The organism is Cytobacillus sp. NCCP-133, from assembly GCF_026011715.1.
Classification (GTDB): Bacteria; Bacillota; Bacilli; order Bacillales; family Cytobacillaceae; genus Cytobacillus.
Genome location: NZ_BRVM01000001.1, coordinates 347,375 through 359,498, shown reverse-complemented (window position 1 = coordinate 359,498; position 12,124 = coordinate 347,375). Strand labels below are relative to the sequence as shown.

Annotated in this window: 11 protein-coding genes and 1 other annotated feature; all 11 genes read left to right on the top strand. The window is 40.4% G+C overall.

The features are described from left to right. Positions 1-327 precede the first annotated feature (327 nt). The 11 genes from NCCP133_RS01905 to rpoD all read left to right on the top strand — a co-directional run bounded on the left by NCCP133_RS01905 (position 328) and on the right by rpoD (position 12,033). A complete protein-coding gene (locus tag NCCP133_RS01905; RefSeq protein ID WP_309298027.1) occupies positions 328-726 on the top strand; it encodes a cytidine deaminase in 399 nt (132 codons plus the stop codon). After that, positions 719-1,639: a GTPase Era gene (gene era, locus NCCP133_RS01900; RefSeq protein WP_264803270.1), complete on the top strand. Its 921-nt coding sequence runs from the start codon at positions 719-721 to the stop codon at positions 1,637-1,639. The genes NCCP133_RS01905 and era overlap by 8 nt, the downstream gene beginning before the upstream one ends. 159 nt (positions 1,640-1,798) lie before the next feature. Continuing rightward, positions 1,799-1,942: a YqzL family protein gene (locus NCCP133_RS01895; RefSeq protein ID WP_214727896.1), complete on the top strand. Its 144-nt coding sequence runs from the start codon at positions 1,799-1,801 to the stop codon at positions 1,940-1,942. Between the two features lie 30 nt (positions 1,943-1,972). Further along, on the top strand, positions 1,973-2,725 hold the full coding sequence (gene recO / locus NCCP133_RS01890; protein WP_264803269.1) for a DNA repair protein RecO: 753 nt from the start codon (positions 1,973-1,975) through the stop codon (positions 2,723-2,725). 70 nt (positions 2,726-2,795) lie between these two features. Continuing rightward, positions 2,796-2,979: a binding site (T-box leader), on the top strand. A gap of 341 nt (positions 2,980-3,320) precedes the next feature. After that, the gene (glyQ, locus tag NCCP133_RS01885) at positions 3,321-4,211 is read left to right on the top strand and encodes a glycine--tRNA ligase subunit alpha (RefSeq protein WP_264803268.1); all 891 of its coding nucleotides are present in this window, start codon (positions 3,321-3,323) and stop codon (positions 4,209-4,211) included. Then, positions 4,204-6,276, top strand: a complete 2,073-nt coding sequence (gene glyS / locus NCCP133_RS01880; RefSeq protein ID WP_264803267.1) for a glycine--tRNA ligase subunit beta — start codon at positions 4,204-4,206, stop codon at positions 6,274-6,276. Before glyQ ends, glyS begins: the two co-directional genes overlap by 8 nt. 279 nt (positions 6,277-6,555) lie before the next feature. Beyond that, on the top strand, positions 6,556-7,191 hold the full coding sequence (locus NCCP133_RS01875; RefSeq protein ID WP_331490966.1) for a helix-turn-helix transcriptional regulator: 636 nt from the start codon (positions 6,556-6,558) through the stop codon (positions 7,189-7,191). A 28-nt stretch (positions 7,192-7,219) separates the two neighbouring features. Next, complete coding sequence (locus NCCP133_RS01870) at positions 7,220-8,038, top strand: pyruvate, water dikinase regulatory protein (protein ID WP_264803265.1); 819 nt, start codon at positions 7,220-7,222, stop codon at positions 8,036-8,038. Between the two features lie 441 nt (positions 8,039-8,479). Next, positions 8,480-8,920, top strand: a complete 441-nt coding sequence (locus tag NCCP133_RS01865) for a YaiI/YqxD family protein (protein ID WP_264803264.1) — start codon at positions 8,480-8,482, stop codon at positions 8,918-8,920. Positions 8,921-8,968: 48 nt separating this feature from the next. After that, on the top strand, positions 8,969-10,786 hold the full coding sequence (gene dnaG / locus NCCP133_RS01860) for a DNA primase (protein WP_264803263.1): 1,818 nt from the start codon (positions 8,969-8,971) through the stop codon (positions 10,784-10,786). A 122-nt stretch (positions 10,787-10,908) separates the two neighbouring features. Beyond that, positions 10,909-12,033: an RNA polymerase sigma factor RpoD gene (gene rpoD, locus NCCP133_RS01855; protein ID WP_264803262.1), complete on the top strand. Its 1,125-nt coding sequence runs from the start codon at positions 10,909-10,911 to the stop codon at positions 12,031-12,033. Positions 12,034-12,124 lie beyond the last annotated feature (91 nt).

The window sequence follows — 12,124 nt, the reverse complement described above, 5'->3', positions numbered from 1 at the left end:
TGGCAATTATGAATTCCCTGAGAAGATTCAGCCTAATTACATTATAAAAAAATTGTTACATTACAGAGTTTGAAAACGCTCATTGAATCCGCTAAAATGACAGAACAGCCCTTAAAAATCTGGTGAAGTAAAAGTGAGCAGAGACTATATAAATGGCATCGTAAATATAAAGTATCCTTTACAAGCCTATCTTTTAAGAAACGGTTATATTTTTAGAAAATTCAAATATTTTTATTACGTTTTTGCTACAAACAGTGAAAATGCCGGTGAAATGGTGTAAAATAATAGGGAGGCGACAGCCTTCTTACTCGAAAGGAAGAACGAATCGTGAAAATGGATCAACTAATTGAAGAAGCAAAGATTGCAAGAGATAGAGCTTATGTACCTTATTCGAAATTCAAAGTAGGAGCGGCGCTGCTGAGTGATGACGGGCAGGTTTTTCACGGCTGCAATATTGAGAATGCTGCCTACAGCATGTGCAACTGCGCGGAAAGAACTGCACTTTTTAAAGCGTATTCAGATGGGGTTAAAAACTTTTCTGCCATCGCCGTAGTAGCAGATACTGATCGCCCTGTACCTCCGTGCGGAGCATGCAGGCAGGTAATATCAGAGCTTTGTCCTCCAAATATGAAAGTGGTTTTAACGAATTTAAATGGGGATATAAAAGAATTAACAGTAGAAGAACTATTGCCAGGAGCATTTTCACCGGAGGATCTACATGAATAAAGAAACAACACCAAAAGACCACAAATCAGGGTTTATCTCTATTATCGGAAGGCCGAACGTCGGAAAGTCAACCTTTCTTAATCGTGTAATCGGTCAGAAAATCGCCATTATGAGTGATAAGCCGCAGACAACCCGCAACAAAGTTCAAGGTGTTCTGACAACAGATGATGCCCAATATATCTTCATCGATACACCTGGAATCCATAAACCGAAGCATAAGCTGGGAGACTTTATGATGAAAGTTGCCCAGAATACGCTAAAGGAAGTAGATGTTATCCTTTTTATGGTCAATGCCCAGGAAGGCTTCGGCCGCGGTGAAGAATTTATCATTGAAAAATTTCAGTCAGTCCGTACGCCTATTTTCCTTGTTATCAATAAAATTGACCAGGTACACCCGGATGAACTGCTGAAGATTATTGACTCCTACAAGGAGAAGTACGAATTCAGTGAAATTATCCCCATTTCTGCTCTTGAGGGAAATAATGTTGAGACATTATTAAATCAGATTAAGGAATATATTCCGGAGGGTCCGCAATTTTATCCTGCCGACCAGGTGACCGATCACCCTGAAAGATTCATCGTTTCTGAGTTGATCAGGGAAAAAGCACTCCATCTGACCAGAGAAGAAATTCCGCATTCGCTGGCCGTTGTAATTGATAAAATGGAGCGCCGTGAAGAGAAGAATGTCGTTCATGTAATGGCCACTATTATTGTTGAGCGTGACTCACAAAAAGGCATTGTAATTGGGAAGCAGGGGAAAATGCTGAAGGAAATAGGCAAAAGGGCTAGAATGGATATTGAAAACCTGCTTGGTTCTAAGGTGTTCCTTGAACTTTGGGTCAAGGTTCAAAAGGACTGGCGCAATAAAATGGCCCAGCTCCGCGATTTTGGTTTCCGCGATGATGATTACTAAATACCAGCCCTAAATAAGGTATTAGCGATTATAGGTTAATATGCATGATACTGATTGACAATATTTTCGTCTCATGATTTTACAAAGACAGGCTATGATATAGATAAAGTATTGGGATAAATAAATTGCTAGTTGAAAAACAGAAAGGTGGGGTTTTCGATGATGGATTTTACCTGGAAAGTGTTTTCTCAGACAGGTAATATTGACACATATCTTCTCTTCAAGGAGCTAGAAAAGGAAACTCAGGATATACCCGGAAATAACGATGAAGAGCTAGCAGAAGCTGATTTTCCCATCTCATAGGTTTGTCGAAAGACAGGGATGGTGTCAAAGATGCTTGATAAATGCGAGGGCATCGTCATTAGGACTACTAATTACAGCGAAACAAATAAAATAGTTACTCTATATACACGTGAATGGGGAAAGGTTGGTGTGATGGCACGCGGTGCCAAAAAGCCGAACAGCCGGCTTTCTGCCGTCACCCAGCTTTTTACATACGGATATTTTTTAGTACAAAGAGGAAGCGGGCTGGGGTCACTTCAGCAAGGAGAAATGGCCTCATCCATGCGTTCCATTAAGGAAGACATTTTTCTGACAGCATATGCAAGCTATATTATTGATTTAACAGACAAAAGCACTGAGGAAAAAAAGCCAAACCCTTTTCAGTTTGAATTGCTTTACCAATCCTTAAATTTCATAAATGAAGGGTATGATCCGGAAATCATAACAAATATTTATGAAATGAAAATGCTGAATACGTTGGGGTTATATCCTGTTTTGGACCAATGTTCTGTCTGCGGAAGCACTGACGGGCATTTTTCATTTTCCATCAGGGAAAACGGGCTTATTTGCCACCGCTGTCTCGAAAAAGACCCGTACCACTATAAAGTTTCGCAGTCAACTATTAAGCTTCTGCGCCTTTTTTACTTTTTTGATTTATCCAGACTTGGGAATATTTCCGTTAAACCGGAAACAAAAGCAGAGCTGAAAAAAATTATCTCCGCTTATTACGAAGAATATTCGGGCATCAGCTTAAAAACAAAGAAATTTCTAAATCAAATGGCCAAATTCGATGGTTTAATCTAAATTGTAATTGGTGCAGACATACTGATGATTGACAATCAAAACTGTTTCGGCTATGATTCAAATTAATTAAATAATTGCAGTGAAGGAGAAGAGTACTTAACTCAGGTCTATTAAAGCGAACCCGGGAAGGTGAAAGCCGGGCATGGAAGGTTAAGGAAGGGCGCTCCAGAGCAATATTGTCATTCGACTAAAAGAGGCTGCGGCAATTGCTGCAGCAAATAGGGTGGAACCGCGGGTAAACTCTCGTCCCTATGCCTTGAGCATAGAGACGGGAGTTTTTTTATGTTCACAGCAAAGTGGAAGCGCCTTGCTCACCCCCGACAAGCACAAGACGAGCCTCCCGGAAAGGCGTCCTTTGCCTTTTTGGGAGGATTGCCTGAAATGTGGAGGCGACTGCCCAGGGACGACAGGCATAAGCCATGCCCTGTAAGAAGGTGTTCTTTCCTTCTGTAAGGGAATGGCTTATGACCCCGAGTCCCTAGGAGCCGCAACTAGACAAACTTGTGGCCTCGAGGGGGTAGGCGCTGGAGCTAGACAGTTATCAAGGTTTAAAAGTTATACTTTTACTTTAAAACAAATATGGAAGAGGTGTCCTATGAATATTCAAAACATGATATTAACACTTCAAAAACATTGGTCTGAACAAGGCTGTATCCTGATGCAGGCTTATGATGTTGAAAAGGGTGCAGGTACAATGAGTCCATACACTTTTTTAAGGGCGATCGGACCTGAGCCGTGGAATGTGGCTTATGTAGAACCTTCGCGCCGCCCTGCTGATGGCCGATATGGTGAAAATCCAAACAGGCTTTATCAGCACCATCAATTTCAAGTGATTATGAAGCCTTCTCCAGATAACATCCAGGAGCTATACCTTGATTCATTAAAAGCATTGGGGATCGATCCGCTGGAGCATGATATCCGCTTTGTTGAGGATAATTGGGAAAATCCATCCCTTGGCTGTGCAGGATTAGGATGGGAAGTTTGGCTTGATGGTATGGAAATCACGCAATTTACCTATTTTCAGCAGGTAGGAGGTTTGGAATGCAAGCCGGTTTCTGTTGAGATTACATATGGGATTGAAAGGCTTGCTTCATACATACAGGATAAAGAAAATGTATTTGACCTGGAATGGACAGAAGGTTTTACTGTAAGAGATATTTTCCTGCAGCCTGAGTTTGAACATTCGAAGTATACCTTTGAAACATCAGATCAGGAAATGCTTTTTAATCTGTTCAATATCTATGAAAAAGAAGCGCACAGACAAATGGACGAAGGCCTTGTTCATCCGGCATACGATTATGTCCTGAAATGTTCACACACTTTTAACTTGCTTGATGCCAGAGGAGCCATTTCTGTTACAGAAAGGACCGGCTATATCGCCCGCTGCAGAAGCCTTGCGAGAAAAGTGGCTAAAACTTTCTACGAAGAACGCGAAAAACTTGGCTTCCCAATTTTAAAAGAAAAGGAGGAAGGATCCCATGAATAAAAAAGATTTATTATTGGAAATAGGCCTGGAAGAAATGCCGGCCAGGTTTGTGACTAATTCAATGAAGCAGCTTTCAGATAAAGTAAGATCATGGATGACTGATAAGAAAATTTCTTTCGATGAGATTAGAGCCTATTCTTCTCCACGCCGTCTGGCTGTATTAGTGACGGGAGTCAGCACAGCTCAGGATGATATAAATGAGGAAGCAAAAGGGCCAGCGAAAAAAATCGCACTGAATGAAAATGGAGAATGGTCAAAAGCTGCAATCGGATTTACCCGCGGTCAGGGATCCTCTATAGAGGACATCTTTTTTAAAGAAATTAACGGGGTTGAATATGCCCATGTCAATAAATTCATTAAGGGCCAGGAGACATCAGCACTTCTGCCAGAACTGGAGCAGATTGTTGCTTCTTTAACATTTCCAAAGAATATGAGATGGGGAACTCAAGATCTTCGCTTTGTTAGGCCTATTAAATGGCTGTTGGCCTTATTTGGCAGCGAATTGATCCCCTTTTCCATTACGGGTGTTCAAACATCGAACCGGACGAGAGGCCATCGATTCCTTGGTGAAGAAATTGAGCTCAACAATCCTGCCGATTATGAAAAAGCCTTGCTGGCGCAATATGTGATAACGAACCCCCAGGAAAGAAAAAATGCCATTTCATCACAGCTGGAAAAGATTGAAGAAGCGAACGGCTGGGTTATTCCTGTTGATGAAGATCTGCTGGAGGAAGTAAATAATCTGGTTGAATATCCAACTGCTTTATACGGCCAATTTGAAGAGGCCTTCCTTGAACTGCCGGAAGAAGTCTTAATTACTTCGATGAAGGAGCATCAGCGTTATTTTCCGGTTAAGTCTAAGGAAGGAAGGTTGCTTCCATATTTTGTGACAGTCAGAAATGGCGGACATGAACATTTGGAAAAGGTAGCTAAAGGAAATGAAAAGGTTCTAAGAGCAAGACTTGCAGATGCAGCCTTTTTCTATAAGGAAGACCAAAAAACGGCTATTAATGCCTCATTGGCAAAACTTCAAAGCATTGTTTACCATGAAGAGATTGGCACTCTTGCACAAAAAGTGGATCGTGTTCGGCAGCTTGCAAATCAATTGAGCAGTAAACTTTGTTTTAACGAAGAAGATCAAGAAATTACAGATCGTGCAGCCGAGATAAGCAAGTTCGATCTGGTTTCCCATATGGTATATGAGTTTCCGGAACTCCAAGGTTTTATGGGTGAAAAATATGCGATTCAAAAAGGCGAAAAAGAAGCCGTAGCACGTGCGATTAATGAACACTATATGCCAAGAAATGCGGAAGATCATACCCCTTCAAGCAATGCGGGAGCACTCCTTTCAATCGCTGAAAAAATGGATACAATTGTGGCATCCTTTGCAATAGGGATAATTCCAAGCGGTTCACAGGATCCATACGCACTGAGAAGACAGGCAACAGGGGTTATCCAAACGTTATTGGCCAAGCAGTGGGACCTTAAACTGGAAAATCTAATCGGGTTAGCTTTGGATGCAGTCCTTAATGCGAAGATTGGCAAGAAGGGCAAAGCTGATTTAATGGATGAGTTAACGTCTTTCTTTAAATTAAGAGTTAAGTATTTGCTGCAGGGAAAAGGTGTAAGGTACGACTTTATTGATGCAGTATTAGGCAGAGAAATTGGATCGGTGTCATCTCTTGTAAGAAGGGCTGAAGTTCTTGAAGCGAACAAAGATGCTGAAGGTTTCAAAGAAAGCATAGAAGCTTTAAGCCGTGTTATCAATATTTCTTCAAAGGCAGAAGAAAAAGGTGAAGTAGATAGCAGCCTGTTTGAAAATGAATACGAAAAAGCTCTTTTCAATAAATACTTATCAGTGAAGAAAGAAATGGAAAATGCAGTTTCAGAAGAATCGGCGTTTAAATTGCTTATAAGCATGAAGCCTGAAATTGACCAATACTTCGAACATACAATGGTTATGGCCGAAAACAAGGACATCCGATCGAACAGATTGACCCAGATGGCGCTTTTAGCTGGGGTTATTCTGCAGTTTGCCAACATGAATGAAATTATTGTGAAATGACAAGCTAAAGGTTTTATGTTTTATTACGGATTAGGATTTAATTGAATAAAGAAGGGCAGCAGAAGCACTGTTGGCCTGCAAGAAAGAGCCTGTTATATTTATTGACGGGCTCTTTCATGTTTAGATAAAATGATGGCTCTGCTAACTAAGTATGAAACACATCTTTTCATTTATGGTAAATAGTATATAATAATTATATAAAAGTATAACCTTATTTAATTTAGAAGGTCTGGAGCTTCTAAAGTTTTTTGGGGTTTTCCAGATCTTTTACAAAGTTAGGTGGTGAGGAAGATCGAATTAAATAAAAGGCAGGAGAAGATAATAGAAATTGTTAAGGAAAATGGCCCTATTACAGGTGAAAGCATAGCTGAGCAGCTAAACTTGACAAGGGCGACTTTAAGGCCGGATTTGGCCATTTTGACAATGGCAGGATATTTGGATGCGCGTCCGCGTGTAGGATATTTTTATACTGGCAAAACTGGAGCCCAGCTTTTGACTGAAAATCTTCAAAAGCTATATGTTAAGGACTACCAGTCGATTCCGGTTGTGGTCAATGAAAATGTTTCAGTCTATGATGCAATAGTAGCCATGTTTCTTGAAGATGTTGGGACATTATTTGTGGTTGACCAGGAATCACTGCTTGCCGGGGTGCTTTCCCGCAAGGACCTGCTGCGTGCCAGTATTGGTAAGCAGGAGCTGAACTCAATTCCTGTCAATATTATCATGACGAGAATGCCTAATATTACAATGTGTGAGAAAGATGATTTGCTGATAGATGTAGCTAAAAAGCTGATCGGAAAACAAATTGATGCACTGCCGGTAGTAAAGCAGACAGAAAAGGGATTCGAAGTGAACGGCAGGATAACGAAAACAAACTTAACAAAAGCGTTCTTGGCCCTTGCGGGTGAAAAGTAATTGGGCGCGAAGGAGATGGTCTTGAAGAATGGGAAAAATGCCAATTATCTACGTCGTTTCTGACTCAGTTGGGGAAACAGCCGAGCTTGTAACAAAGGCTGCTACGAGCCAGTTTAACGGCAGCGATATAACCATCAAGCGTTTTCCATATGTTGAAGAAAAGATACATATTGATGAGGTCATTTCCCTGGCCAAGCTGGATAATGGAATGATTGCTTATACGATGGTTAAGCCTGATATGAGAAAATATATTAACCAAAGGGCAGCAGAAGAAGGAATTTATGCTTTTGATATTGTAGGTCCGCTTATGGATCAAATTCAAAAAGCATGCGGGGTGACGCCGCTTTTCGAACCAGGGCTTGTTCGCAAGCTTGACGAAGATTATTTTAAAAAGATTGAAGCAATAGAATTTGCGGTCAAATATGATGACGGACGTGACCCAAGGGGAATTTTAAAAGCGGATATTGTATTAATCGGTGTTTCGAGAACCTCTAAAACACCACTATCACAATACCTTGCTCATAAAAGGCTGAAGGTTGCAAATGTCCCTCTGGTTCCTGAAGTCGATCCTCCTGAGGAGCTATTTCTCGTACCGCCTGAGAAATGCTATGGACTGAAAATCAGCCCGGAAAAATTAAACTATATCCGGAGGGAACGTTTAATCTCTTTAGGACTAAGCGATCGAGCAAGCTATGCAAACATAAAAAGAATTAAAGAAGAAATAGGTTATTTTGAGCGGATTGTATCCAAAATCAAATGTCCGGTTATCGATGTAACCAATAAGGCTGTTGAAGAAACAGCAAATATGATTTTAAATCAATACCGGAAAAGCTTTCCGAGAAGCTAGCACATAAATTTTTATGTGCCTTTTCTTTTGTTTATTATCATACATGCCAGTTCAAAGAAGCAATTATAGTCAAAATGATGAGGAATCTTTCTCCTTAGTGCTGAATACAAATTAAATCGGATATTTAATCTTAATAATAGGGATTCGAGGCATAAGGCTCTGCTAAGATATGTTTAAAATAAATCATTGATCTAAAGCTCTAAATCGCAAAGAAAAAATAATGGCAAAATAGGCTTTAATGTACTATAATAAAAAATTGTGATAAAAATGTATCCGAATAGGTTTAGAGTTCCTCTTGAACGAATAAACTATTTATTGTGGCATGTCAAGGTTTCGTTCAAGAAAAAATTCGACATAAATCTCTATTCAAAAGTTATTTTTGGAAAGAAGGAATATGCGGAGTGATGTAGAATTATTAGAACATTAGGCAAACCAATCATTATGGTGGATGCAGATTCCTGTCCGGTAAAAGAGGAAATTGTCGAAATTGCCATTTCCTTTTCACTTGATACAGTATTTGTTGCTTCTTATGCCCACATGAAAAATGATTTAAACGGGGCAGTTTGGAAGTTTGTTGATACCAGCAAAGAAGCAGCTGATCTATTCATTATGAATAATGTAAAATCCGGAGACGTGGTAGTTACCCAGGATATCGGACTTGCTTCAACTCTTTTGCTAAAAGGAGTTTATGTGCTTTCCCCCAAGGGAATTTTGTTTGAAGAAAACGAGATTCGCACTGCCCTAGATATGAGATATTTATCAGCGAAAGCTCGCAGAAAGGGAATGTATGGGAAGGGGCCAAAGCCTTATAGCAGGGAGGACCGGTCGAGATTTGTGGAACAGCTGACCAGCATTTTGTCGAATTTTGAAGGTATTCTGTAATATTTATAGAATACCTCAGTAAGTAACGGAAGTAATGGAGTTGTTCATATGGCAGAGCGAATCGCCGAAGAAAAAGTAAATGAAATTCGGCAAGCTGTAGATATTGTTGATGTCATTGGCGACTATATTCAATTAAACAAGCAAGGGCGCAACTACTTTGGGCTTTGCCCATTTCACGGCGAGAATACACCCTCCTTTTCTGTTTCACCAGAAAAGCAAATTTACCATTGCTTTGGGTGCGGGGCAGGAGGAAATGCTTTTTCATTTTTGATGGAGCTCGAAGGCTACTCGTTTCAGGAAGCTGTGCTAAAGCTTGCGGAAAAGGGAAATATCCAGCTTGATATTGATGCATCATCAGTAGCGTCAGCAAAATCGTTGCCTGTTGATTTGCAGCAGATGATGGAAGCTCATGAGCTCTTACGTAAATTTTATCACCATCTGCTTGTAAACACAAAAGATGGTCAACATGCACTTGAATATCTGCTAAATAGAGGCTTTACAATGGAAGCAATAGAAAAGTTCCAAATCGGATATTCACTGAAATCCTGGGATTTTGTGTCAAAGTTCCTTACGAAGCGCAAATTCCCGGAAGATGTCATGGAAAGAGCGGGGCTGATCATTAAACGGGAGAAAGATGGTAACTATTTTGACCGCTTTAGAGATCGGATCATGTTCCCGATTTTTGACCGCACCGGAAACACGATTGCCTTTTCAGGAAGATCACTCGGGGACGATGAGCCCAAATATTTAAATAGCCCTGAAACAGCAATCTTTAATAAAAGTAAAACTTTATATAATTTTCATTTGGCGAGACCTCAGATTAAAAAATTGCAAAGAGCCGTGCTGTTTGAGGGGTTTGCTGATGTAATCGCCGCTGACCGCGCTGGCGTCGGAAATGGTGTCGGCACGATGGGTACAGCTTTAACGGAAGAGCATATCACTTCTTTAAGAAGGAATGTTCAATCGATCACGATCTGCTATGATTCTGATAATGCAGGTATAGAAGCAGCGCACAGGGCAGCAAATCTTTTGACAGAGGCTGGCTGTCAGGTCAGAGTGGCTCTAATGCCTGATGGTTATGACCCTGATGATTATGTTAAGGAATACGGAGAAGAAAAGTTTCGTAATGAGGTTATTGATTCAAGTGTAACATTAATGGCGTTTAAGCTGCTTTATCTCCGCAGGGGCAAAAGACTTCAAAATGAAGGAGATCGGCTCCTTTATATCGAAGAAGTATTAAAGGAAATAAGCCATCTGGATAAGGCTGTTGAAAGAGACCACTATCTGCGCCAGCTTGCAAATGAATTTTCGCTTTCCCTTGAGGCATTAAAAGAGCAGCAAAAACAAGTTTTTTATGCAGAGAAGCGAAGGAATAACCAGAAGGGAAAGGGAGCGTTTGATCCTCCCAAAAAGCATCAGCTGCCGAAAAGGGCTGATCATCTTAAACCCGCATATCACACAGCGGAAAGAAGATTAATTGCCCACATGCTTAGGGATAGTGACATAGCTTTTAAAGTTCAGGATATGCTTCAGGGTAATACTTTTAACATCGATGAACACCAGGCCATTATTACTTATCTTTTAGGTTTTTACGAGAATGGCCATATACCTGATCCAAGTGCATTTATAAATTTTATAAAAGATGAAAAGCTTAAACGGATTGTTGTAGATATCGAAATGATGTCGATAAATGATGAATTAAGCGAACAGGAATTTAATGATTATATTAAACAGGTGTTGAATTATCAAAAGATGTTAAAAATAAAGGAAAAACAAAATGAAGAAAAAGAAGCAGAACGACAAAAGGATTATGCGAAAGCAGCATTAATCGCAATGGAGATCCTTCAATTGCGCAAGTCACTATAGATGAAATTGGAAATCAGCCATAAATAGGCTGGAACATGCTGTTGGGATTATTGTCTCCTATATAAATTCCCAAAGTGCATGTGGATGAAGAATGTCTGTGATTTTTGGAAGGAGGGGGACATATGGCTGAAAAGTCGGCCCGTTCAAAAGAGGTTGATACAGAATTGACCCTTGAACAAGTAAAAGAGCAATTAGTTGAAATAGGAAAAAAGACAGGTGTCCTTGCCTACGATGATATAGCTGAAAGAATGTCTCAATTTGAAGTTGATTCCCATCAGATGGATGAATTTTATGAATTCCTTGGTGATCAGGGTGTCGAACTGGTAGGCGATAACGAAGATGAAGATCCTAATGTCCAGGAACTTGCCAAAGGGGAAGAGGAATTCGACCTTAATGACTTAAGTGTTCCTCCAGGTGTTAAGATCAATGACCCTGTCCGCATGTACTTAAAAGAAATAGGCCGTGTTGATTTGCTTTCGGCAGAGGAAGAAATTTCGCTTGCCAAAAGAATTGAAGAAGGCGATGAAGAAGCTAAAAGACGACTGGCTGAGGCAAACCTCCGCTTGGTTGTAAGCATCGCGAAAAGATATGTAGGACGCGGAATGCTTTTCCTTGACCTGATCCAGGAAGGAAACATGGGTCTCATTAAAGCCGTTGAAAAGTTTGATTATCGAAAAGGCTATAAATTCAGTACGTATGCAACATGGTGGATACGCCAGGCGATTACACGTGCGATTGCAGACCAGGCTAGAACAATTCGCATCCCTGTGCATATGGTAGAAACTATTAATAAATTAATTCGAGTCCAGCGTCAACTTCTTCAGGATTTAGGGCGAGAACCAACTCCGGAAGAGATTGCTGAGGATATGGATTTAACTCCTGATAAGGTACGTGAAATTTTGAAAATTGCACAGGAGCCTGTTTCTTTGGAAACACCAATCGGTGAAGAGGACGATTCGCACTTAGGTGATTTTATTGAAGACCAGGAAGCGACATCCCCATCAGAACATGCTGCCTATGAGCTTTTAAAAGAGCAGCTGGAAGATGTTCTGGATACACTTACAGACCGTGAAGAAAATGTACTCCGTCTTCGTTTTGGATTGGACGATGGACGTACCCGTACATTGGAAGAAGTCGGAAAGGTATTTGGCGTAACACGCGAACGAATTCGTCAAATCGAAGCCAAGGCTTTAAGAAAACTAAGACATCCAAGCCGAAGCAAGCGTTTAAAAGACTTTTTAGAATAAAAAAATGGATTGTCAGGAAATAGTTTACTTCTAAAAATGGAAGTACCGGATTTTTTTGTAATATCAGAATTTATATCCTTTGGAACTTAGA

Bases quoted from the DNA above. Each gene is read 5' to 3' on its own strand.
- era (WP_264803270.1), top strand. From the start codon at position 719: ATGAATAAAGAAACAACACCAAAAGACCACAAATCAGGGTTTATCTCT.
- NCCP133_RS01895 (WP_214727896.1), top strand. From the start codon at position 1,799: ATGATGGATTTTACCTGGAAAGTGTTTTCTCAGACAGGTAATATTGAC.
- recO (WP_264803269.1), top strand. From the start codon at position 1,973: ATGCTTGATAAATGCGAGGGCATCGTCATTAGGACTACTAATTACAGC.
- glyQ (WP_264803268.1), top strand. From the start codon at position 3,321: ATGAATATTCAAAACATGATATTAACACTTCAAAAACATTGGTCTGAA.
- glyS (WP_264803267.1), top strand. From the start codon at position 4,204: ATGAATAAAAAAGATTTATTATTGGAAATAGGCCTGGAAGAAATGCCG.
- NCCP133_RS01870 (WP_264803265.1), top strand. From the start codon at position 7,220: ATGGGAAAAATGCCAATTATCTACGTCGTTTCTGACTCAGTTGGGGAA.
- NCCP133_RS01865 (WP_264803264.1), top strand. From the start codon at position 8,480: ATGGTGGATGCAGATTCCTGTCCGGTAAAAGAGGAAATTGTCGAAATT.
- dnaG (WP_264803263.1), top strand. From the start codon at position 8,969: ATGGCAGAGCGAATCGCCGAAGAAAAAGTAAATGAAATTCGGCAAGCT.
- rpoD (WP_264803262.1), top strand. From the start codon at position 10,909: ATGGCTGAAAAGTCGGCCCGTTCAAAAGAGGTTGATACAGAATTGACC.